Raw genomic sequence first — 23515 nt, 5'->3', positions numbered from 1 at the left:
GATGAAGTTTCCCGGCAGCTCTCTGAAAAATCCAAGGAATAGAAGGCCCTATCGGTCGATCGCATTGAGCGCCCATGTTCACCGGAGCGCAATCTTCGCATATGTAGGATGCTCCGTGGGTGGCACGATCGGGGAAGAACTATGAGTGCCATTCGATTTTCATCATCGCTGCTGCTGATCGGCGCGCTTTCCGCCGCCATGCCCGCCACCGCCCAGCCCGGCTGGGGCCGGGGCGGCTTCGGTCCCTATGGCGGCCTCGGGCGCGGTGACTGGGGCGGTTCGCGCCTCTCCCGTGCCGCGAGCAGCGCGGCCGATCCGCGCGAGGGCAAGGTCGACGCGGCGCAGTTCACCGCCGACGATGCCGGCAATGCGCTCGGCCACGGCCCGGTCGCTGTCACGATCGCCCAAGGCAGCACGACCGGCGCGGGCGATCAGCCCACTTATGAAGCGGCCGTCATCGATCAGCTCGTGAAGGCCGGCTACGACACGATCAAGCCGGATCCGAACGGCGGCCAGATCGCCGAGATCAAGATCGTGCGCGACGTGCTCGTCCCGCAGGAGCAGAAGCGCAAGCCGGTCAGCGGCGAGGTGACGGTTGGCGCCTCCAATTACGGCACCTTCACCGGCATGGCGGTCGCCGTCGATCTTTCCAAGCCGCGCAAGGCGCTGGTCTCCACGCGCCTTGAAGCGCGACTGCTGGATCGCGCGACCGGCAAGCCGCTCTGGGAAGGCCGCGCCGAGATCGCGACGCGCGAGGGCGATTCGCACTGGTCCGAGCAGGCCATCGCCACGCGTCTCGCCGCCGCCCTGTTCGACCGCTTTCCGAGCGGCCCGGGCGAGAAGGTCGCGAGCCGTTAGACCTCGCCTCTTGCGGCCACGCGCCATAATCGCCAGATGAATAGCCATGGCGCAGCGCGAACAGGTGGTTTCGAGACAAGATGGCTGATCCCTATACCCTGCTGGGTGTCTCCCGCGGCGCGGACGAGGCGGCGATCAAGTCTGCCTACCGCAAACTCGCCAAGGAGCTGCATCCGGACCGGAACAAGGACAATCCCAAGGCGGCGGAGAAATTCTCCGACGTGACGCGCGCCTACGACCTGCTCTCGGACAAGGACAAGCGCGCCAAGTTCGATCGCGGCGAGATCGATGCCGATGGCAATCCGGCGCATCCGTTTGGCTTTGGCGGCGGTGGCGGCGGCCAGACCTATACGCGCAGCGGCGGCCCGGGCGATTTCGAGTTCAACACCGGCGGCGGGGATTTCGGCGATATTTTCGAGGGCCTCTTCGGGGGGCGCGGGCGTGGCGCCGGCGGTCCCTTCGGCGGCGGCGGTTTCGGCGGGCGCGCCGCGCCGCCCCAGCGCGGCGGCAATGTCACCTACCGGCTTTCGGTGCCCTTCGTCGATGCGGCGACGCTCGCCCCGCAGCGCATCACGCTCGCGGATGGCAAGACGATCGACCTCAAGCTCTCTCCCGGCGTCGAAACGGGTACGCAGATGAAGCTTGCCGGCAAGGGCCAGCCGGGCCCGGGGGGCGCGGGCGACGCGATCGTCACGGTCGAGATCGGCACGCATCCCTTTTATACGCGCGATGGCGATCATGTCCGGCTGGACCTGCCGGTCTCGCTGGGCGAGGCGGTTCTCGGTGCGCGCGTGAAGGTGCCCACGGTCGACGGCCCGGTCATGCTCGCGGTTCCCGCCGGCGCGCGCTCGGGCCAGACCCTGCGCCTCAAGGGCAAGGGCTTCACCCGCAAGGAAGGCGGGCGCGGCGACCAGCTCGTCACGCTGATGATCGACGTGCCCGGCGATGACGCGGCGCTCAGGAGCTTCGTCGAAGGCTGGAGCGACGGGCGCGACCTCCGGGGGAACCTGGGCGTCTGAGGGCGCGCTTCCGCTCACGAGTCCTGCTTGTGCCTCGTCAGGACAGACGCGGCTTCCTCATTCATGCACCTGCATGGCTGACGGGCCTTGTGCGGCGCCCGGCGCCGACGCATGTCCCGTGTACTGAGTCCATAGTCCAGAGCCGCTGAAGCGCGGCCATTCGGGGAGAGCATCTGCATGAAGGGACAATATCTTTCGCCGCCGGTCGACGACCGGCTGATCTGGGATGCCTGGCTGGCCATGCACAATCTGCCGGCCATGCTCGCGGCGGACGAGATTTCCCTGTTCGATGCGCTGGTCGACGGTCCGCTCCCGCTCGACGCGCTGGCGGCCCGGTGCAACGTCAATCCCCGCGCGCTCGGCATCATGAACAGCCTGCTGTGCGGTCTCGGCTTCCTGGTCCGCCGCGAGGGCCGCTACGGGCTGACGCCGACCAGCCGCAATTATCTGGTCAAGAGCAGCAATTTCTATTGGGGCGTGCTGCTGAGCGGGTTCCGTCAGAGCGCCCCCAATACCGAGCTGCTGCTCGCCGCGCTGGCGCCGGACGCCGCACACGAGGGCGGTGAGAATGCCAAGGGCTGGGAAGCGGGCGAGATCCCGCTCGATCGCGCGATCGGCATCGCCGCGTTCATGCATGCGCATAGCTGCGCGCCGGCGATCGGCGTGGCCCAGCATCCCGTGTTCGCGGACGTTAAGCGCTTCCTCGATGTCGGCGCCGGCTCCGGCGTCTTCACGATCGCGGTCGCCCAGCGCTGGAAGCATCTGCGCGGCTCGGTGCTCGATCTCGGCACCATGTGCACGGCGGCGCAGAAATATATCGACGAGGGCGAGGTCGCCGACCGCGTCGACACCGTCGCGCTCGATTTCTTCCGCCAGCCCTGGCCGAGCGGCTACGACGCGCTGTTCTTCTCGAACGTGTTCCACGACTGGAGCGACGAGACCTGCCTGGACCTGGCCAGGAAGGCGTTCGATGTCTTGCCCTCCGGCGGCCGCATCATGCTGCACGAGGCCCTGATCAACGACAATTTCGATGGCCCGGCGACACCGGCGTCCTTCTCCGTGCTGATGCTCTACGGCACGCAGGGCCGCCAGTTCACCCTGCCCGAATTCGCCGCGCTGCTCGGCAAGGCGGGCTTCGTCGATTGCGAGGCGAGCGCGACCTGCGGCTATTATTCGCTGGTCATCGCCCGCAAGCCATAAGCGCCTGCCCCGGTTTCGCTTGCGCCGGGCCTGTCGAAGGGCCGCTCTTCTGCTGGACAAAGCGGGAGGAGAGTGCTTCGACAGGCTCAGCACGAACGGAACAAGGCGGTGCGCTGTGGGTTTGTTGCCATATGAAGCGCGCGCGCAACGCGGTCTGAGCTAGATGCTCGGCCTCTCCCCCCAATCCCCCGAGGAACGGCGCAAGCGGCATGTCCGTCTGCGGGATGAGATCGAGAAGAGCCGGCTCGGCTCGCGCTCCCTCATCGTCCTGCGGCGCGTGGCGGTCGGCGTCTATTCGGATGGCTTCATCCACGCCGGCAATCTCGCCTATCTGACCCTGGTCGCGCTCTTCCCCTTCTTCATCCTCGCGGCGGCGACGGCGCAACTGCTGGGTCGCACCCAGGCGGGCCTCGAGACGGTCAACGGCTTTCTCCTCACCGTGCCGAGCGGCGTCGCCAATGTGTTGCGCCCGGCGATCGTCGACGTGTTGACGGCGCGCACCGGCAATCTGCTCTGGATCGGCGCGCTCGTCGGCCTGTGGACGGTCGGCAGCCTCATCGAGACGATCCGCGACATCCTGCGCCGCGCGTATGGCACGCGCTCGACGGCGCCCTTCTGGCATTATCGGCTGCGTGCCATGGGGCTCATCATCGCGAGCGTGCTGGGCGCCCTCATCGCTTTGTCGCTGCAGGTGCTGCTGTCGGCGGCGGAGGCCGTGCTCGAGGGGCTGTTTCCGTTCGCCGACTATGCCGTCAACATCATCACCGCGACCCGGCTGGTGCCGACCGCCGTTCTGTTCCTTGCGCTCTATGGCCTGTTTTACGCGCTGACGCCCAGCCGATATCGCGAAGGCCCCTTCCCCAAATGGCCCGGCGCGCTGCTCACCACCTTGTGGTGGTATGTGACGACATGGCTGCTGCCGGTGTTCCTCGCGAATCTCTCCAACTACAACCTCACTTATGGCGGTCTGGCCGGCGCGATGATCGCGCTCATTTTTTTCTTCATCATCGGGCTTGGCGTGGTAATTGGCGCCGAACTCAATGCGGCGCTGGCGGATTTTCCCGAAGAGGATGAACCAGCGGAAGAGACGGAGACACAGCCAGCATGACCGGCCTCATGGCAGGAAAACGGGGACTCATCATGGGCCTCGCCAACGATAAATCGCTCGCCTGGGGTATTGCCAAGGCGCTGCACGCGCAGGGTGCGCAGATGGCCTTCTCCTACCAGGGCGAGGCACTGGAGAAGCGCGTGCGCCCGCTTGCCGAACAGCTCGGTTCGGACTTCCTGATCGATTGCGACGTGTCGGACATGGCGGCGCTGGACGACGCGTTCGAGACGCTGACGAGCCGCTGGCCCACGATCGATTTCGTCGTTCACGCCATCGGCTTTTCCGACAAGAGCCAGCTGCGGGGAAAGTTCTACGACACCACGCTCGACAATTTTCTGATGACCATGAACATCTCGGCCTACAGTCTGGTCGCGGTGGCGCAGCGCGCGCGCGCGATGATGCCGAATGGCGGCTCGATCATCACCCTGACCTATTATGGCGCCGAGAAGGTGATCCCGCACTATAACGTCATGGGTGTCGCCAAGGCGGCGCTGGAGACCTCGGTCAAATATCTCGCGGTCGACATGGGCCCCGAGAATATCCGGGTGAACGGCGTCTCGGCGGGGCCGATCCAGACGCTGGCGGCACGCGGCATCGGCGATTTCAACTATATCCTCAAGTGGAACGAGCTGAACTCGCCGCTGCGCCGCAATGTCACCATCGAGGACGTCGGTGGTGCCGGCCTCTATCTGCTGTCGGACCTGTCCGCCGGCGTGACCGGCGAAATCCATCATGTCGATGGCGGCTACAACGTCATCGGCATGAAGGCCGAGGACGCGCCGGACATCGCGCTCGAAAAATGACGCGGGGATGAGCTTCAACACCTTCGGTCGGGTTTTCCGGTTCACCACCTGGGGCGAGAGCCATGGCCCGGCCATCGGCGCGGTGGTCGACGGCTGCCCGCCGGGCATCGTAATCAGCGAGGCGGATATCCAGCCTTGGCTCGACAAGCGCAGGCCGGGCACCTCGCGCTTCACGACGCAGCGCCAGGAGCCCGACCAGGTCCGCATTCTCTCGGGCGTATTCGAGGGCAAGACGACCGGGACGCCGATCAGCCTGATGATCGAGAATGTCGACCAGCGCTCGAAGGATTATTCCGAGGTCGCGCAAGCTTATCGCCCCGGCCATGCCGATTACGCCTATGACGCCAAATATGGCTTTCGCGATTATCGCGGCGGCGGGCGCAGCTCGGCCCGCGAGACGGCCTCACGCGTGGCGGCGGGCGCGGTGGCGCGGCTGGTCATCCCGCGTGTCGAGATCACCGGCTATGTGAGCGAAATTGGCGGCGATGCGATCGATCCGGCCAATTTCGACAGGGCGCAGATCGGCGAAAATCCCTTCTTCTGCCCGGACGCCAAGGCAGCGGCCCGCTGGGAAGCGCTGGTCGATGCCGCGCGCAAGGACGGCTCCTCGCTCGGCGCGATCGTCGAGTGCGTCGCGACCGGCGTTCCGGCCGGCTGGGGCGCGCCGCTCTATGCCAAGCTCGACAGCGAGCTTGCCGCCGCAGCCATGAGCATCAACGCGGTCAAAGGCGTCGAGATTGGCGACGGCTTCGCGGCGGCGCGGCTGCGCGGCGAGCAGAATGCCGATCCGATGCGGCCGGGCAATGAGGGCCTGCCGATCTTCCTCGCCAATCATGCCGGCGGGATTGCTGGCGGCATCGCGACCGGCCAGCCGATCAAACTGCGCGTCGCGTTCAAGCCGACCAGCTCGATCCTGATCCCGGTCGAGACGATCACCCGGCCGGATGACGCTGGTGTCTCCGAGGCAAGCGAGATCCGCACCAGGGGCCGCCACGATCCCTGCGTCGGCATTCGTGGCGTGCCGGTGGTCGAGGCGATGGTCGCGCTCGTGCTGGCCGACGCGATGATGATGCATCGCGCCCAGTGCGGCTGACGGCGCGGCGTGGCTGAATTTCGCCAGGCGACGGGGCTGCTTTCCGTTCCCACGCCGGGCCGGGCTCTTGTCGAGATCACCCGCGAGGTGATGAGCTGGGTCGGCGATCAGGTGATGGACGAAGGCCTGCTCACCCTGTTCTGCCGCCACACATCCGCCTCGCTTGCCATCCAGGAGAATGCCGCGCCGGCGGTGAAGCATGATCTCGTCGACTGGCTCGACCGGATCGCGCCGGAGGACCATCGCTACGCCCATGATGATGAAGGGCCGGACGACATGCCGGCGCACATCAAGGCGATGCTGACCGGCGTCTCGCTCGCCATTCCCCTGATGGGCGGCCGGCTCGCGCTCGGCACATGGCAGGGCATCTATCTGATCGAGCATCGCCGCGCGCCGCATGAGCGGCAGGTCGCGCTTCACCTCCTGGGAGCCTGACCGGGCAAGAGGCGGCCCTCTTTCCCATTGCACATCGGCCTGTTAGGCAGGGCGACTGAAGAAACGGGGACGACATGGGCAACAGGCTGACCATCTATATCGCGATCGGCATGATTGTCGGCCTGATCGTCGGCGTCACCCTTAACCTCAGCCTGGCTGGCAGCCCGGATACCGCCAAGCAGGTTGCGGGTTATTTCCATCTGCTCGCCGATGTCTTCCTCCATCTCATCAAGATGATCATTGCCCCCCTGGTGTTCGGCACCCTGGTCGCGGGCATCGCGCATATGCATGACAGCGCGACCCTGGGGCGGATCGGCGGGCGGGCGCTCGCCTGGTTCATTCTCGCCGCGCTCATCTCACTGACCATCGGCATGGTCTTCGCCAATGTGCTGCACCCGGGCGAGGGCGTCGGCCTTGTCGCGAGCGGCGCGGATTCCGGCGTGGATACGACGGCGCTCAATCTGCGCGATTTCGTGCTCCACGTCTTCCCGACCTCGATGGTCGACGCGATGGCGCAGAACAGCGTGCTGCAGATCGTGGTCTTCTCGCTGTTCATCGGCGTCGGCCTCACCGCGATCGGCGAGAAAGGCCAACCGATCGTCACTCTCGTCGAATCCCTTGTCGAGCTGATGCTGCAGGTGACGGCCTATGTGATGCGGTTCGCGCCGTTCGCGGTGTTCGGCGCCATCGCCTCGGTGATCACCGAGCGTGGCCTTGGCGTGCTGCTCGATTTCGGCAAGCTGCTCGGTTCTTTCTATCTGGCGCTGTTCACCCTCTGGGTGATGCTGGCGCTGGCTGGCTTCACCTTCCTCGGCAAGCGCATGTGGTCGCTGATGAAGCATATTCGCAGCCCCATGCTGATCGCTTTCTCCACCGCTTCGTCCGAGGCCTGCTATCCCAAGCTGCTGGAGCAACTCGACCGGTTCGGCGTGCCGCGCCGCATCTCCGGCTTCGTGCTTCCGCTCGGCTACAGTTTCAATCTCGACGGCTCGATGATGTATTCGGCCTTCGCGACGCTCTTCATCGCGCAGGCCTACGGCATCCCGCTGTCGATCGGCACGCAGATCACCATCCTCCTCGTGTTGATGGTCACCAGCAAGGGCATCGCCGCCGTGCCGCGCGCCAGCCTGGTCGTCGTCGCCGCCACGCTCTCGCAATTCAAGCTGCCGGTCGAAGGCGTCGCCTTCATCCTCGCGGTCGATCACTTCATGGACATGGGCCGCACCATGACCAATGTGATCGGCAATGCCATCGCCACCAGCGTCGTCACCAAATGGGAAGGCATGCTGGAGGTCGAGGAGCCGGAAGACGTGCCCTATCCTCATGCGCCGTCGCACACGGCCGGTGGTGGCAAGGCTGGCCTCCATCTCGCGCCGGATATGCTGAACGACGGGGGCAGGGGATGACGATGCGGGACCGCTCTTTCATGTCGTTCGTATCGAGCGAAGTCACGACCCGCTAGAACTGCGCTCGGCGTATCTCCCCTGCGCTCGACATGAACGGGGATGCTGTGCTGATGCCGCCTGACCTTCAATCCATCGTCGATGAGATCGTCGCCGCCATGGCGACCGAGGAGGCGCGCGGCAAAGTCGCGACCTACATTCCCGGCCTCGCCACTGTCTCGCCCGCCCATTTCGGCATGGCGGTGGTGAGCGCGGACGGGTCCGTCGCACTCGGGGGCGATGCCGAGTTGCCTTTCTCGACCCAATCCGTCTCGAAGGTCTTCGCGCTTACCATGGCGCTCGGCAAGGTCGGCGATCAGCTTTGGGCGCGTGTCGGGCGCGAGCCGTCGGGCAATGCCTTCAACTCGATCGTCCAGCTCGAGGCCGAGCAGGGCATCCCGCGCAATCCCTTCATCAATGCGGGCGCGATCGTCGTCGCCGACGTCAATCTGGCCGGCCACCAGCCGCGCGAGGCGATCGGCGAGCTGCTGCGCTTCATCCGCTTCCTTGCCGACGACGAGGACATCCATGTCGACGAGGTGATCGCGCGGAGCGAGACAGAGACCGGCTTCCGCAACATCGCGCTCGCCAACTATATGCGCGCCTTCGGCAATATCCATCATCCGGTCGAGCGCGTGACGGGTGTTTATTTCCATCAATGCGCCATTGCGATGAGTTGCCTGCAGCTCGCGCGGGCGGGGCGCTACCTGATGCTGGATGGCCTCCTGCCGGATGCCGGCCGGGTCATCTCCGCCCGTCGCGCCCGCCGCATCAACGCGCTGATGCTCACCTGCGGCCATTATGACGCGAGCGGCGACTTCGCCTTCCGCATCGGCATGCCGGGCAAGTCGGGTGTTGGCGGCGGCATCCTCGCGGTGGTGCCCGGCAAGGCGAGCATCGCGGTTTGGTCGCCGGGCCTCAACGCCAGCGGCAATTCCCAGCTCGGCACCAAGGCGCTGGAGCATTTCGCCCGGCTGACCGGCTGGAGCGTCTTCAGCTCGCGGGACTGAGCGGCCGATCGGAACGGTTTGCGACGAACGGAGTTCCCGTGAAGGAGACAAGACGGGAGATCGCGATGACCGGACCTCACCCCCCACAGTCCATGGATCTGCAGGAGGTGACCGACGAGATCGTCCGCCTCCGTTCGCCGATGGCGCGCCGTCATGCCCTTGGCTGGCTCGCCGGCGCGGGCACCATGGCGCTGTTGACCGGCTGCGGTTCGGATTCGGGCGGGTCCCCGACAACGATTCCGGTGACGCCGACGCCCACGCCGGTCCCGGCGCCTTCGCCATCCCCCACGCCGCTGCCGACCCCGACGCCCTCGCCCAAGACCTGCACCCAGACGCCCAGCGAGACCACCGCGCCCTACCCGGCGGACGGCACCGGCGCGACCAGTGGCAGCGTCAACAATGTGCTCAACCAGAGCGGCATCGTACGCAACGACATCCGCGCGAGCTTCGTCGGCTCGAGCGCGATCGCGCCGGGCGTGCGCCTCACCCTCAACATCACGCTGCAGAATTCGGGATCGAACTGCGCCGCGGTCACCGGTTACGCCATCTATGTCTGGCATGCCGACGCGCAAGGCCGCTTCTCGCTCTACACCATTCCCGCCGAGACCTATCTGCGCGGCGTCCAGGTGACCGACGGCACCGGCAAGGTCAGCTTCACGACGATCATCCCCGGTGTCCTCTCGGGCCGCTATCCGCACATCCATGTCGCGATCTTCCCGACGCTCGCCAGCGCGACGGTCGGCGCCAACGCCGTGTTCGCGACGCAGCTCATCCTGCCAGTCGATCTGTGCACCGCCGTTTATGCCGACACGACCACCTATGCCGGCGCGCAGACGCGGTTCGGCGCGATCACCCTCGCCAGCGATCCGGTGTTCGGCGACAATTCGACCGAGCAGAACGCCAGCCGTACCCTGACCGCGACCGGCACCGTCGCGGCGGGCTACACGGCAGACGTGACGCTCTCGCCGAACCTCGGCGTCGCGATTTAGGTTGATTGAGTCAACAGCCGCTCTTGGCAAGCGGCCCCCGCGCGCCTAGTTGGTTGCAAATGGCAATCGAGCAGCAAGACGCGGAGACCAAGAGCCCATCCGGCTGGGCGACGCTGTCGCGTTTCCTGCCCTATCTCTGGCCGGCGGGTGAACCAAAGCTCAAGGTCCGGGTGGTCATCGCCATGCTGCTGGTGCTGGCGGGCAAGGCGGTCACGCTGGTCATGCCCTTCGCTTACAAGGGCATCATCGATGCGATGGGCCCCGGCATGCAGCCCGGCGTCGCGGTGGCGCTCGCGCTGGTGCTCGCTTACACCGCCTCGCGCTTCGGCGGCGTCGTGTCGGACAATCTGCGCGGCGTCGCCTTCGAGCGGGTCAGCCGCAACGCCCAGCGCATGATGTCCGAGGCGGTGCTGCGGCACCTCCACAATCTCTCGCTGCGCTTCCATCTCAATCGTAAGACCGGCGGCGTCACCCGCATCGTCGAGCGCGGCACGCAGAGCATCGAGATGATGCTGAACTTCCTCCTGTTCAACATCGCGCCGACCGTGATCGAGCTGGCCGCCGTCTGCATCATCTTCCAGGCGAAGTTCGGCTTCGGCCTGGTCGCTGCGACCATCGTCATGGTCGTCGCCTATATCTGGTTCACGCAGAAGATCACCGAGTGGCGCAATGCCCTGCGCCGCGAGATGGTCGATCTCGATACCGGTGCTGTCGCCCATGCCGTCGACAGCCTGCTCAACTTCGAGACGGTCAAATATTTCAGCGCCGAGGAGCGCGAGGCGGCCCGCTACAGCCGGGCGCAGATCAAATATATGAACGCGGCGACCAAGAGCAACAACAGCCTCGCCATGCTCAATATCGGCCAGGGCTTCATCACCAATCTGATGATGGGCTGCGCGATGGGCTACACTGTCTGGGGCTGGAGCAAGGGGCTGTTCACGCCCGGCGATGTCGTGCTGGTCAACGCGCTGCTCATGCAGATGTTCCGCCCGCTCGACATGCTCGGCACGGTCTATCGCACCATCCGCCAGGGCCTCATCGACATGGAGGCGATGTTCAAGCTGATCGACACCGAGACCGAGGTGAAGGACAAGGCCGGCGCCCGGCCGCTCTCGGTCGTCGCGGGCGAGGTGCGCTTCGAGAATGTCGTGTTCGGCTATGATCCGGAGCGCACGATCCTCAAGGGTGTGAGCTTCACCGTGCCGGCCGGCCACACGCTCGCCATCGTCGGCCATTCCGGCGCCGGCAAGTCGACCATCGCCCGCCTGCTCTATCGCTTCTACGATATTCAGGGCGGCCGCATCCTGATCGACGGGCAGGACATATCCGACGTGCAGCAGGCCTCGCTGCGCGCCAATATTGGCATCGTCCCGCAGGACATGGTCCTCTTCAACGACACGATCGGCTATAATATCGGCTATGGCCGCGAGGGCGCCAGCCAGGCCGAGATCGAGGCGGCGGCCAAGGGCGCGGCGATCGACAGCTTCATCGCGGCGCAGCATCTGGGTTACGAGACGCGCGTCGGCGAGCGCGGGCTCAAGCTCTCCGGCGGCGAGAAGCAGCGCGTCGCCATCGCGCGCACCTTGGTCAAGGATCCGCCAATCCTGATCCTCGACGAGGCGACCAGCGCGCTCGACAGCCGCACCGAGGCGGCGATCCAGGGCGTGCTCAACAACATCGCCGCGCGCCGCACCACACTCATCGTCGCGCACCGCCTCTCGACCATCGTCCATGCCGAGAAGATCATCGTGATGGAGGATGGCCGCGTCGTCGAGCAGGGCACCCATGCCGAGCTGCTTGCCTTGGGCGAGCACTATGCCCAGATGTGGGCGCGCCAGCAGGCCGAGCGGATGAACCCGGAAGCGAGCGAGCCGGGCGACGAACCGCCGCTGGAGGATGCGGCGGAGTAGGGTAAACCCATCCCCGTTCGTTTCGAGCGGCCGTCGAGCCCTTCGACCGCCTGCCTGCAGCAGGCGCTCAGGATAAACTTCAGTCCCTTTGGGACTGAAGTCGAGACGGTTGTCGAGAACGCCAGCGCAGCGCTGCATTTCTCGACTCCGGTTCTCGACTTCGCTCGAACCTCAGCTCGAAACGAACGGAGGGAAATTACTGAATCCGCATCATCATGCCCGGCCGCAACATCCCCAGCACCGCCCGCATGCTCTCCGGCGCTACTGCGACGCAGCCTTCGGTCGGCCTGGGCGCGCCATCCTCCCCGATCACCCATTGATGAAAGAAGATCGCGCTGCCCATCCCCGGCACCGGTGGCGCATCATTATGCCCCAGCACGACAATGACGTCATAAGCCTGATCCTCGTGCGCCAATCGCTCGTGGCTGGTCGGGCGGGGGAGCTGGACCGGGCGATTATAGGCCGGATCGGCGGGGTCGTCGCACCAGCCGTCATTCTCCCGGATCCAGCGCCACGGCAAGTCCGGCGCATGCCCGCGCCCAATCCGCCCCGGCCGCAGCAGCACGCCCTTGATGGCCCAGTCGCCGATCGGCGTCGCGCCGTCGCCCTCGCGCTTGTCGGCGGGGGCGATGAGGCCGCCCTTGCCGATTACGCAGGGGCAGAACCAGTCGCCCAGCGTCAGCGTCCCCGCCGCGCCGTCGACCACAATCGGTCCTGGGGTCACAGATCGTGCCCGGTGCGGTCCCGCTTGGTGGCGAGGTAGCGCTCGTTGAAGGGATTGCTCGGCAGTGCCAGCGGCAGCCGCTCGGCCACCGTGACGCCCGCCGCTTCCAGCCCGGCAACCTTGGCGGGATTGTTGGTGAGCAGCCGCACCTGGCCGATGCCGAGCAGGTCCAGCATCCGCGCCGCCACGCCGAAATCGCGCGCATCGATCGCGAAGCCCAGCCGCGTGTTGGCGTCTACCGTGTCGAAGCCCTGATCCTGCAGCTGATAGGCGCGCAGCTTGTTGATGAGGCCGATGCCGCGCCCTTCCTGACGCAGATAGAGCAGCACGCCCCAGCGCGCCTCGGCGATCTCGTGCAGCGCCGCATGGAGCTGCGGCCCGCAATCGCATTTGAGGCTGCCGAGCACGTCACCGGTCAGGCACTCGCTGTGCAGCCGCACGACCGGCGGCGTCCCGTCGCGCTCGCCCAGGATCAGGGCGACATGCTCCTGCGGGTCCTGTGTCGAGCGGAAGGCGATGATCTCGGAGTCGACCTTGGCGTCGATCGGCAGGCGGGCGCGAGCGGCGATCATGAGGCTCGACGCATCGCTGAACGCGGCAATGTCGCCCACCGTGCAGCGCGCCTCCACCGGCGCATCGGCTTCGCCGACGAAATAGGCCGGGAGCAATCCTGCCAGCCGCGCCAGCTCCAGGGCCGCGATCGCCGCGTCGCCATGGACAAGCGGCAGCGCCCGGAACGGCCCCTTGAACGGCGTCGCGAGGTCGCTCACCGGGTCGGCGATCGCCATGGCGGCGGCCGGCCCGTCGATCCAGCGATCGCGTGCGATCAGCACCGGCGCGGCCGTATCCGCCGCGGCCAGCTGGTTGACGAGCTTGAGCGTCACGGCGCGCGATGCGGAGATCAGCAATGGCGCGCGCGCGTCGGGGTCGAAGGCCGCGAGGCTCGCCGGCGTCGCTCCTTCGATCGGCAGCAGGGTCAGCGCACCCTCCGCACCGGCGAGGCCGATCGGCCAGCCGCGGCGCAGCGCGTCGATCGCCCGAGCGGCCTGTCTGCTGTCGGCCGCGCGGGCGTCCATCAGAACGCGAACTCGGTGATCAGCGGCGCATGGTCGGAAGGGCGCGTCCAGCTGCGGGCGCTCTCGACCACTTCGTGCGACACGGCCTTCTCGGCGATGGCGGGGCTCGCCCACATATGGTCGAGCCGCCTTCCGCGATCCGCCTTCTGCCAGTCGATCGCGCGATAGCTCCACCAGGTGAAGAGCCGCTCGGGCGCAGGATAGAATTTGCGGCCGATGTCGACCCAGTCATGCGCCTTTTGCAGCCGGTCCATGAGTTCGCATTCCACGGCGGTATGGCTGACGACATTGATCAACTGCTTGTGGCTCCACACATCGCATTCGAGCGGTGCGACGTTGAAGTCGCCCACCAGCAAGGTCGGCACGTCGAGCTTGGCGGACCAGTCGATCATCCGCTCGAAGAAATCGAGCTTCTGACCGAACTTGGGGTTGATCGTGCGGTCCGGCTCCTCGCCGCCGGCGGGAATATAGACATTCTCGATGCGCAGCCCATTCTCGAGGCGCACGCCGACATGGCGCGCCTCGCCGTTCGCCTGCCAGTCGAGGCGGTCGTCGTCGCGTATCGGCACCTTGCTGACGATCGCCACGCCGTGGTGCATTTTCTGGCCGTGCAGCACCTGATGATTATAACCGAGGCGCCGGAACATCCCTTCCGGGAAAGTCCCGTCGATCACCTTGGTTTCCTGCAGGCAGAGAATGTCCGGCTGGTGCTCGGTCAGGAAGCGCTCGACGATCTCGAGCCGGGCGCGGACGCTGTTGATATTCCAGGAAGCGACCTTGAGCGTCTCTGTTTTGGTTCTTGTCGACATGGAGCGAGTCACTAGCGGCCCTTTTGCGCGAACCCAAGCCCGGCGCGACATTTTTTGCTGGCAGCAAAAACCCCCGCTCCGGGGGGCATGGAGCGGGGGTCTCTAGAGCGCTTGTTCGACGCTGCATGTGGACCGGAACGAGCCGAGCAACAGGGGGGAATCCCGGCTGCGTTCCAGCGCCACGAGGATTGGATAACGCGGCTCAGATGAGCGCCGGATGAATGAAAAATGTCAGAAACAAGTTCATCGGCCATGCCTCTCGGTTCATCGCGCAATCAGCGCGGGCCGACGCCGCGATTGGGTCGCGGATCGCGCCACTTGAACGCCGAATCGGCGATCGCGCTGCCATAGCTCAGGTTGGTCAGGCGGATGCTGGTGCGGTTGCCCTGCGCGTCCTTGGCGACCCAGCCGTACAGCTCCAGGCCGGCTGGAGCACCGGGCTTGCGCATGAAGATCAGGCTGATCACGCCATATTCGGGATGGCCCGGATCGCGCACCTCCACCGAGACGACGCGCGGATCGCCGGTTGGCGCGAGCTTGCCATATTTGGCGAGATCGCGCGTCGGATCGAGCAGGGCACCGAGCGGCGAATTACGGATCGGCCAGCGCTGCACCTGGCCCACCTGATAGTCGACCATGTAGAGCGATTTGCCATCCGCCACGATCAGCAGGTCGCCCGCGCCATAATCGAAGCGGATCTGCCCTGGCTGCTTGAGCAGCAGCTTGCCCGACTGGACCTGGCCCCTGGCATCCGTCTGGGTGAAATTGCCCGAGAGCGTGGAGAGCGCCCGGATGGCGCGATTGACTGCGGAAAGGTCGTCCGTCGTCTGCGCCTGGGCAGACGCGACGGGGGCGATGCCGGCGATCGGAAGAGCAAGGGTCGCGCCGAGGATGAGCGCGCGAGTGAAGCGTTGATGTCGTCTCGTCATGGCGCCGAGATAAGGCAGCGGCGTTGAATGTCCACTGAATGCGGCAAGGGCTCAGCCGCGCGGGGGCAATGTCTCGATCGCGTCGCCGCGCCGCACGATGACCTGGCCATCGCGCAGCGGCACGTGCGCGATGCCGTTCGCCCGCGCGAAGGCGACGCCGTTCTCGGCGCCTTCCGCCTCGGCATGGTCCGATCGATAATGCGGGATGATCGTGAACGGCACGAGGCCGAGGCCCCTGTCGATCGGGTCGTCCGTCGCATAGCCCGGCGCGCGCTCCTCCGGCGCGTCCATTAGCGCGATCGCGCGCATATCCTCGCTCATCACGCAGGCGCCCGCGCTGACGCCGCCACAGACGATGCCATCCGCCAGCATGTCGGGCAGAAGCGCGTCGAAACCGCTGTCGCGCATCGCCCGGCGCAGCAGGAAGCTGTTGCCGCCGACGGCCCAGACGAGCCGCATCGGCGCCATCACCCGGGCGAGATCGGCAGGCCGGCCGAAGAAACGGCGCAGATCGACGAGCGACGGATCGAAGCCGAGGTCGATCATCTCCATCAGGAAATCGGGCTTGATCTTCCAATAGGCCTGCTGCGCCTCGATCGGGAAGGCGTCGAGCGCATTGGTGATGATCGCCATCCGCGCGCCCGGCTTGTCCACCATGTCGACGAGCAACTGATCATGGCCGCCCAGGCCATAAGAGGTCAGGAAGAGCTTCATGTCGGGGCCGGCGACATCCGCCTATTTCGGATTGCCCATTTCGTCGCGCAGCACGTCGCGACGGCCGACATGGTTGGGCGGGCCCACGAGTCCCTCCTCCTCCATCTTCTCGATGAGGCGCGCGGCGCTGTTGTAGCCGATGCGCATCTGGCGCTGCAGCCAGCTGGTCGAGGCTTTCTGATTCTCGAAGACGAGCTGGCAGGCCTTGCGGAACAGCTTGGCGTCGGCGCTGTCGTCGCCCAGGTCGACGCCATCGAGCGCGAAGCTGCCTTCCTCCGGCTCCTCGGTGACCGAGGAGATATAGTCGGGCTGGCCCTTGCTGCGCCAATGGTCGGCGACCAGCCGCACCTCGTCGTCGCTGACGAAGGGACCGTGGACGCGCACGAGGCCCTTGCCGCTCGCCATGAACAGCATGTCGCCCTTGCCGAGCAGCTGCTCGGCGCCCTGCTCGCCCAGGATGGTGCGGCTGTCGATCTTGGAGGTGACGAAGAAGCTGATGCGGGTCGGCAGGTTGGCCTTGATGACGCCGGTGATGACGTCGACCGAGGGGCGCTGCGTGGCGAGGATGAGGTGGATGCCCGCCGCGCGCGCCTTCTGCGCCAGCCGCTGGATCAGGAATTCGACTTCCTTGCCCGCCGTCATCATCAGGTCGGCCAGCTCGTCGACCACCACCACGATCTGCGGCAGCGGCTGGTAATCCAGCTCCTCATCCTCGTAGATGGGCTGGCGCGTCGTCTCGTCGAAGCCGATCTGGACGCGGCGGCCGAGGCCCTTGCCCTTGGCGAGCGCGGCGCGCACCTTCTCGTTATAGTTGGCGAGGTTGCGCACGCCGATCGCCGCCATCATGCGGTAGCGATCCTCCATCTGCTCCACGGCCCATTTGAGCGCGCGGATCGCCTTGGCCGGCTCGGTGACGACCGGCGAGAGCAGGTGCGGGATATTGTCGTAGATGCTGAGCTCCAGCATCTTCGGGTCGATCATGATCAGGCGCAGCTCGTCGGGGGTGAGCCGGTAGAGCAGCGACAGGATCATGGCATTGAGGCCGACCGACTTGCCCGATCCGGTGGTGCCGGCGACGAGCAGATGCGGCATGCCGGCGAGATCGGCGATGATCGGCTCGCCAAAGATGTTCTTGCCCAGGATGATCGGCAGCGCGGCCTTGGCCTCGGCGAACGCCGTGCTGGTGATGAGCTGGTGCAGTACGACCGATTCGCGGTCGGCGTTGGGCAGCTCGATGCCGATGACGGTGCGGCCCGGAATAGTCGCGACGCGCGCCGAGAGTGCCGACATGTTGCGGGCGATGTCGTCGGCAAGCTGGATCACGCGGCTCGCCTTGATGCCGGGCGCTGGCTCCAGCTCGTACATGGTGACGACTGGCCCCGGGCGCACCTCGGTGATCGCGCCCTTCACATGGAAGTCGTCGAGCACACTCTCGAGCAGGCGGGCGTTGCGCTCCAGTCCTTGCCGGTCGATCTTGGCCCCGGCCTTGTCGGGTGCCGGCGTCAGTAGTTCGGGCGAGGGCAGGGCATTGTTGCCGAACAGGTCGGTCTGGCCGGAGACCGGGCCGAACGCCTTGGTGACGGCATTGGTGTTGGGCGACTGGATGCTGATCGGCGGGCGGGGCGCCGCGTCGACCGCCTTGCGCGGCTCGGCCTCCCGGGAGGGCGCGCGTTCGCGCTGGTCGAGCAGTGCGTCGGCCCGCTCGGAACGACGCAGGAAGGGCAGGCGCAGCACGGCGAAGTTCGGCATGGCCGGACGCGCGAGATGCCAGAGCGGCTTTTCGAGCGCGAGGCTGCGCACCCAGAGCCACATGCCCCCGGCGAAGCTTGCCAGCAGGATTGCCCATTGCAGGATCGAATTGGCCGGCTGGCCGAGCTTGGCGGTCAGGATCGAAAGGCCGTGGGCGGGCAAATAGCCGAGCACGCCGCCCCAGCGCGCGGGCAGGCCGACCAGCGGCTCGGGCTGGAGCAGCCAGAGCGCCATGTCGACGAGCGCGATGCCGGCGAGGCATTTGCCGATCTGCCCCTGCCAGCCGGCCATGTCCTGATCGGCCCACAGGCGGCGGGCGCAGACGAGGATGAGCGGCAGCACCAGCAGCGAGGGCACGCCCGCGATCGTATAGAAGATGTCCGCCGCCCAGGCGCCGGCCGCGCCCATGAGGTTGCCGACCGCAGGGCCGGCCGCGGTGTTCAGCGATCCGTCGCTCACCTTGTAGCTCAGCAGCGCGAGCAGCAGGAACAGCGCCAGCGCATAGAGGCCGATCGAGCCCGAGAAGGTGCCGATGCGGATCAGGCTGCGGCGCAGCATCGCCTGCCATTCGGGAGTCCGGTTGACCGTTGCCCGGCTTGCCATTGCCTCTTGTCTCCGTGTCGTCGGGCGGCCGCCGCAGCCATGCTGTGCCCGAAATGTTCCAGTATCGGACAATCCTCTTTCGCGGAGTCGCCGTCAAGAGTCCTGTTTTTCTGCCGGAATCGTCCGTTGCGTGATGTGACGTCCCTATCTAGTTTGCCGCCGAAAATGCCGTGCCTGCGCGGCGTCAGGAAGAGGAGCGCCTGCCCAATGAGCCGTCATCTTGTCGACCCCGAGCTTACAGCGATGCTCGATGTCTTCCCCGGCATCACGCTCAGCACCGAAACGATCGTGGCGATGCGCGCGCAGATGGGCACGATGGCGATGCCGCGCGACACTTATGCCCGGCCCCATGTGACGATCGAGGATCGCACGGTGCCGGGGCCGGACGGCGCCCCCGACGTCCCGGTGACGCTTTATCGGCCGACCGACGCCACGGGCAAAGTGCCGGTGCTGCTCTATCTCCATGGTGGCGGCTATGTGATGGGAACGGCCGAGAGCAGCGGCGCCGGCGCGGTGCGCACCGCCGATGAGGTCAAATGCCTCGTCGTGTCGGTCGATTATCGCCTCGCTCCGGAAACGAAGGCGCCCGGCGCGGCCGAGGATGCCCATGCCGTGCTCGCCTGGCTGAACAAGGAAGCGGCCGCCCTCGGCATCGATACCGACCGGATCGCTATCGGCGGCGATAGCGCTGGCGGCGGTCTCGCCGCTGCGACCGCGCTCCTCGCGCGCGACAAGGGGCTCTACAAGCTCTGCTTCCAGCTCCTCGTCTATCCGATGCTGGATGACCGCACCGCTGCCAACGGCGCGCAGAACCCGCATGTCGGCGATTTCATCTGGCAGCATGATCATAATGTCTTCGCCTGGACCGCCTATCTCGGCGCCGCGCCGGGCGGCGACGATGTCTCGCCTTATGCGGCGGCCGCCCGCGCGAAGGATCTCGCCGGCCTGCCGCCCGCCTATATCTCGGTCGGCGCACTCGATCTCTTCCTGGAGGAAGACATGGCCTATGCGGCCCGGCTCGCGGCGGCGGGGGTACCCACCGAGCTGCATGTCTATCCGGGCGCCTATCACGCCTTCGAGTTCAATGCCGAGTCGGACGTCTCGATCCGCGCCGAGGCCGACAAGCGGCGTGCGCTCAAACGAGCGTTCGCCGCCTAGACTGCCCGGTTTGGATCGGACACGCATGCGTTCTGCGAAAGCAAGAACCAAAGGTCCAATCGGCGGATCGGGGACGTCGTGACATTTTAGCGGTTTCTGCGGAGATTTCCGGTTCAGCGCCGGGCTTTTGAAGACCCGTGTGGAAGGCGACGGTCTTCGGGATGATCAACGGGAGCGGTTGCGCGAGTCTGTTACGGGCGAACGCGCGGCGACCAATCGCTGTTTGGCGAGCGCGATTTAGGCGTTGACGACCCCCGAGCCGAAACATACTTATCATGTTATCTATTAATGGGGATTCCAGGCATCCGCCCTGGGACGAGGAGAGAGAATGAAGGGCCTGGGAGAGCGTATCCTGACGACGCATGTCGGGAGCCTGTGTCGACCGGCGCCATTGCTGGAAATGGTGATCGATCAAGTCGCCGGCAATCCCGTCGACGAGGCCGCCTTCGAGGCGGAAGTCGCCAGGAGCGTCAAATATGTCGTGGATAAGCAGGCCGAGGTCGGGGTCGACATTCCGAGCGACGGCGAGTTCTCCAAGCCCGATTTCGGCAGCTACATCACCAGGCGGCTCGGCGGTATCGAACAGGTGAAGACCGCACCATCGGACGGCATCTATTATCCCCAGCTCTCCGAGCAATTCCCCAATTTCATGAAGCAATATGCGGCCATGTATCGCGAGATGTGGATCCCGCCCGAAATCCCACGCGAGAAGGTCCATGCCGCGATGAACGCGCCGCGATCGCGCAACGTCCTCAAGGCGCCGCTGTATTATGCCGGCTATGAGGAACTCAATCGCGATCTCACCAATTTCGGCACCGCGCTGGCGGGGCACGACTTCGCCGACGCTTTCGTGCCGGCCGCAACGCCCTCCCGCTCGGACGCGATGGCGGGCGAGATCTATGCGACGGGCAAGGATTATCTCTACGCGCTCGCCGACGCGATGCATGAGGAATACAAGGCGATCGTCGATGCGGGCTACATGGTCCAGCTCGATCTCGGCCTGCCCTCGCGCAATCAGGTGCTTTACGGCAAAACCAATCCGACGGATAAAGAACTACGCGACGCCTCGCTGGAGCAGGTCGAGGCCTATAACCACGCGCTGCGCGGCATCCCGCCCGAGCGTGTGCGCTACCATATGTGCTGGGGAAGCATGAACACGCCGCACACGACCGACGTGCCGCTCAAGGAAATCTACGACATCATCCTCAAGATCAACGCCGGCTTCTACTCGATCGAGGGCGCCAATCCGCGCCACGAGCATGAGTGGATGGTCTGGAAGGACGTCAAGTTGCCTGACGACAAGGTGCTGATCCCCGGCATCGTCAGCCACCAGACCAATGTCGTGGAGCATCCCGAACTCGTTTCCTGGCGCATCCAGAATTACGCCAGCGTCGTCGGGCGCGAGCGGGTCATCGCCGGCACCGACTGCGGCTTCTCGCAAGGCTGGAGCATGCAGCGCGTCCATGAGGAAGTGCAGTGGGCCAAGCTCAAGGTGCTGGCCGAGGGTGCGGCGCTCGCCACCAAGGCACTGTGGAACTGATCGGGAAGGGCCGGACCAATGCCAGTCGAAATCCTGCATGAGAGCATGCTGCGCATCGCGCCCGCCGATCGCGACGAGGAGCATCTGGGCGACGGCTATGGCGGCATGCATGGCCCGGCCGAGGGGCCGGTGTGGATCAGGGAAAAGGGCTATCTGCTCTTCAGCGACATCCATGCCAGCAAGCGCTACCGCTACACGCCCGGCCAGGGCATCACGCTCGACAAGGACGGGACCGCCAATGGCAACGGCATGACGCGCGACCTTCAGGGCCGCCTCATCACGTGCCATCACTTCTCGCGCTGCGTCGACGCCGAGGATCTGGAGACCGGCGAGATCACCGTCATCGCGGACAGCTACAAGGGCTACAAGCTCAACCGGCCGAACGATGTCGTCGTCAAGTCGGACGGCGCCGTCTATTTCACCGATCCGCCGCCCAAGATCCCGCTCACCCCGGCGGATCATTATCCCGAACAGGACTGCGCGGGCGTCTATCGCGTCTCCCCGGACGGCAAGCGGATCAATCGCATCGTCCACGATTTCATAAATCCGAACGGGCTCTGCTTCTCGCCGGACGAGAAGACGCTGTATATCAACGACAGCAGCGCCGGGCGGAAACTGATCCGCGCCTTCGCCGTCGAGACCAACGGCATGATTGATCTCGGCAGCGACCGGCTGTTCTGCGACATGAAGACGGACAACCGGCGCGGCTTCCCGGACGGGATGAAGTGCGACATCGAAGGGAATCTCTATTGCACCGGCCCGGCGGGCATCTGGGTGATCAATCCCGATGGCGGGCACATCGGCACGATCCTGAGCGATCACATCCCGATCAACCTCAACTGGGGCGATGAGGACTGGTCGACGCTCTATTTCGCGGGATGGGGCAGCCTCAATCGGATCAGGCTCGGCATTCCCGGCGTGCCCGTCCCACGCGGCGCGCTCGCCTAGCCGGCAGCCGCGTCGAGCCGGGCGCGGTAGAGCCGCGCATAGGGCTTCATCGCCTTCCAGAGCAGATACAGCGCCGGCGGCACGACCAGCAGGTTGAGCGCGACGAGCACGTAGCGCAGGTCGCCTTCGGACGGCGCGACATAGTCGGTGAGCAGGCCGACCAGCATCGGCCCCGCCGTCCCGCCGATCGTGTTCATGCCCGCCGCGTAGAGCATGGCGATTTGCCCACGCATCTCGTTGGGCGTGGTGAGCTGGATCGCCGCATAATAAGCCGGTCCGCCCATCACGCCGACGATGCCGGCGACCGCATTGATGCTGATCGCGGCCCAGGGATTCGGCATCAGCGGCGCGATGACGTGCAACGGCAATGCGAGCCCCTGGGCGATGAGCAGCACGCGCAGATTGGCATCGTCATTGCGCTTGCCGAACAGCTCGGCGAGCCGCGCCCCGGCGAACAGGCCGATCAGCGAACAGACCAGCGAGACGATGCCCATGATCGGGCCCGCGACCTCCGGCCCCCAGCCATAAGTGCGCTGATAGAAAGCCGGCGTCCAGGCGCCAAGGCCGACCGTCATGATCGAGAAGAGGATCATGGCCGTCGCCAGACGCAGGTGCATCCCGCGCTCCGCGACGAGAAAGCCGAAAACCTCTCGAATGGGATAGCCGCCGGGCCTTGTGCCGCCCTTGCGCCTCGGCTCCGGCACCGTGATCATCATCAGCGCGGCGACCAGCAGGCCCGGCAGGCCGAGGATCAGGAAGACGAGCTGCCAGTTGTGAATCCTGCCGATGCCGGCCAGGTCGATCGGCTTGAAATGGGCGAAAAGGCCGAACAGCAGTCCGCCCAGCAGCAAGGAGAGCGAGCTGCCGACCATCACGCCGACCGACTGGATCGCGAAGGCGCGCGGCAGGCGACTGCGCTTGACCGCATCGGTGATGACCGAGAGCGAAGCGGACGTGTTCACGGACTCGCTCGCCCCGGTGAGCGCGCGGCAGGCGAACAATGTCCAGAAATTCTGGGCGACGCCGCAGATCGCCGTCGCAAAGCTCCAGACCGCGAGGCACGCCGCGATCAGCGAGCGGCGGACGCCCGTATCGATAAGCCGCGACATGGGAATACCGACCACGATCGCCGGGACGCTGAAGGCGAGGCCGAGCAACATGCTCACCTGCGTATCCGACAGGCCGAAATCCTGTTTCAGTGGCTGAACGAACAGCGAGAGCACGCCGCGATCGAGATAGGAGAGCATCGCGACGACCGAGAGGATGCCGACCGTGTACCAGCCGCGCGGCCCCGTCTCGTCCGGCGCGGCGGCAGGGGGCGTGGGGGCGATGCCCATGGTGCTTGACGTCATTCTACTCCCTCGCCCTCGGTCCAATGGGTGTGGACCCTAGCGGGGA

21 protein-coding genes are annotated in these 23515 nt (G+C 66.0%); 14 read left to right on the top strand and 7 right to left on the bottom strand.

Annotated features, from left to right (window positions below):
• The first annotated feature begins 141 nt into the window (after positions 1–141).
• The 11 genes from KK488_RS05845 (at position 142) to KK488_RS05795 (ending at position 11867) form a co-directional block, all read left to right on the top strand.
• Positions 142–858, top strand: a complete 717-nt coding sequence (locus tag KK488_RS05845) for a DUF4136 domain-containing protein (RefSeq protein WP_214622200.1) — start codon at positions 142–144, stop codon at positions 856–858.
• A gap of 80 nt (positions 859–938) precedes the next feature.
• Complete coding sequence (locus KK488_RS05840) at positions 939–1877, top strand: DnaJ C-terminal domain-containing protein (RefSeq protein ID WP_214622199.1); 939 nt, start codon at positions 939–941, stop codon at positions 1875–1877.
• A gap of 177 nt (positions 1878–2054) precedes the next feature.
• Positions 2055–3077, top strand: a complete 1023-nt coding sequence (locus tag KK488_RS05835) for a methyltransferase (protein WP_214622198.1) — start codon at positions 2055–2057, stop codon at positions 3075–3077.
• Positions 3078–3240: 163 nt separating this feature from the next.
• Complete coding sequence (locus tag KK488_RS05830) at positions 3241–4185, top strand: YihY/virulence factor BrkB family protein (protein WP_214622197.1); 945 nt, start codon at positions 3241–3243, stop codon at positions 4183–4185.
• Positions 4182–4988: an enoyl-ACP reductase FabI gene (gene fabI, locus KK488_RS05825; protein ID WP_214622196.1), complete on the top strand. Its 807-nt coding sequence runs from the start codon at positions 4182–4184 to the stop codon at positions 4986–4988. Before KK488_RS05830 ends, fabI begins: the two co-directional genes overlap by 4 nt.
• A gap of 7 nt (positions 4989–4995) precedes the next feature.
• Positions 4996–6081, top strand: coding sequence for a chorismate synthase (gene aroC / locus KK488_RS05820; protein WP_214622195.1), 1086 nt, complete (start codon positions 4996–4998; stop codon positions 6079–6081).
• Positions 6082–6090: 9 nt separating this feature from the next.
• Positions 6091–6516: a secondary thiamine-phosphate synthase enzyme YjbQ gene (locus KK488_RS05815; RefSeq protein WP_214622194.1), complete on the top strand. Its 426-nt coding sequence runs from the start codon at positions 6091–6093 to the stop codon at positions 6514–6516.
• Between the two features lie 74 nt (positions 6517–6590).
• Positions 6591–7922, top strand: a complete 1332-nt coding sequence (locus tag KK488_RS05810) for a dicarboxylate/amino acid:cation symporter (protein WP_214622193.1) — start codon at positions 6591–6593, stop codon at positions 7920–7922.
• 89 nt (positions 7923–8011) lie between these two features.
• Entirely contained in the window at positions 8012–8968 is a 957-nt protein-coding gene (locus KK488_RS05805) for a glutaminase (protein ID WP_250890109.1), read from the top strand.
• 65 nt (positions 8969–9033) lie between these two features.
• Positions 9034–9957 carry a peptidase associated/transthyretin-like domain-containing protein gene (locus KK488_RS05800; protein WP_250890108.1) on the top strand — a complete coding sequence of 308 codons (924 nt, stop codon included), beginning with the start codon at positions 9034–9036 and terminating at the stop codon, positions 9955–9957.
• Positions 9958–10016: 59 nt separating this feature from the next.
• Positions 10017–11867: an ABCB family ABC transporter ATP-binding protein/permease gene (locus KK488_RS05795; protein ID WP_214622192.1), complete on the top strand. Its 1851-nt coding sequence runs from the start codon at positions 10017–10019 to the stop codon at positions 11865–11867.
• 196 nt (positions 11868–12063) lie between these two features.
• Here the strand turns inward: KK488_RS05795 and KK488_RS05790 are convergent, their stop codons facing one another.
• The 6 genes from KK488_RS05790 to KK488_RS05765 all read right to left on the bottom strand — a co-directional run bounded on the left by KK488_RS05790 (position 12064) and on the right by KK488_RS05765 (position 18471).
• Positions 12064–12591 carry a L,D-transpeptidase family protein gene (locus KK488_RS05790; RefSeq protein ID WP_432653837.1) on the bottom strand — a complete coding sequence of 176 codons (528 nt, stop codon included), beginning with the start codon at positions 12589–12591 and terminating at the stop codon, positions 12064–12066.
• Positions 12588–13667 carry a GTP cyclohydrolase II gene (gene ribA, locus KK488_RS05785; RefSeq protein ID WP_214622191.1) on the bottom strand — a complete coding sequence of 360 codons (1080 nt, stop codon included), beginning with the start codon at positions 13665–13667 and terminating at the stop codon, positions 12588–12590. Before ribA ends, KK488_RS05790 begins: the two co-directional genes overlap by 4 nt.
• The gene (xth, locus tag KK488_RS05780; protein WP_214622190.1) at positions 13667–14476 is read right to left on the bottom strand and encodes an exodeoxyribonuclease III; all 810 of its coding nucleotides are present in this window, start codon (positions 14474–14476) and stop codon (positions 13667–13669) included. Before xth ends, ribA begins: the two co-directional genes overlap by 1 nt.
• 275 nt (positions 14477–14751) lie before the next feature.
• Positions 14752–15405: a LolA family protein gene (locus KK488_RS05775; protein ID WP_214622189.1), complete on the bottom strand. Its 654-nt coding sequence runs from the start codon at positions 15403–15405 to the stop codon at positions 14752–14754.
• Positions 15406–15456: 51 nt separating this feature from the next.
• On the bottom strand, positions 15457–16119 hold the full coding sequence (locus tag KK488_RS05770) for a Type 1 glutamine amidotransferase-like domain-containing protein (RefSeq protein ID WP_214622188.1): 663 nt from the start codon (positions 16117–16119) through the stop codon (positions 15457–15459).
• A 21-nt stretch (positions 16120–16140) separates the two neighbouring features.
• Entirely contained in the window at positions 16141–18471 is a 2331-nt protein-coding gene (locus KK488_RS05765) for an FtsK/SpoIIIE family DNA translocase (RefSeq protein ID WP_214622187.1), read from the bottom strand.
• 207 nt (positions 18472–18678) lie between these two features.
• Here KK488_RS05765 and KK488_RS05760 point away from each other — a divergent pair, with 207 nt between their 5' ends.
• The 3 genes from KK488_RS05760 to KK488_RS05750 all read left to right on the top strand — a co-directional run bounded on the left by KK488_RS05760 (position 18679) and on the right by KK488_RS05750 (position 22117).
• Complete coding sequence (locus KK488_RS05760; RefSeq protein WP_214622186.1) at positions 18679–19629, top strand: alpha/beta hydrolase; 951 nt, start codon at positions 18679–18681, stop codon at positions 19627–19629.
• A gap of 328 nt (positions 19630–19957) precedes the next feature.
• Positions 19958–21169: a uroporphyrinogen decarboxylase/cobalamine-independent methonine synthase family protein gene (locus KK488_RS05755; protein WP_214622185.1), complete on the top strand. Its 1212-nt coding sequence runs from the start codon at positions 19958–19960 to the stop codon at positions 21167–21169.
• An 18-nt stretch (positions 21170–21187) separates the two neighbouring features.
• Complete coding sequence (locus KK488_RS05750) at positions 21188–22117, top strand: SMP-30/gluconolactonase/LRE family protein (protein ID WP_214622184.1); 930 nt, start codon at positions 21188–21190, stop codon at positions 22115–22117.
• Here KK488_RS05750 and KK488_RS05745 read toward each other — a convergent pair.
• Positions 22114–23469: an MFS transporter gene (locus KK488_RS05745; protein WP_214622183.1), complete on the bottom strand. Its 1356-nt coding sequence runs from the start codon at positions 23467–23469 to the stop codon at positions 22114–22116. The genes KK488_RS05750 and KK488_RS05745 overlap by 4 nt on opposite strands.
• Positions 23470–23515 lie beyond the last annotated feature (46 nt).

The sequence above is a fragment of the Sphingobium nicotianae genome (genome assembly GCF_018603885.1).
In the GTDB taxonomy this organism is placed as follows: Bacteria; Pseudomonadota; Alphaproteobacteria; order Sphingomonadales; family Sphingomonadaceae; genus Sphingobium; species Sphingobium nicotianae.
This window is presented reverse-complemented; position numbering and strand designations above follow the sequence as displayed.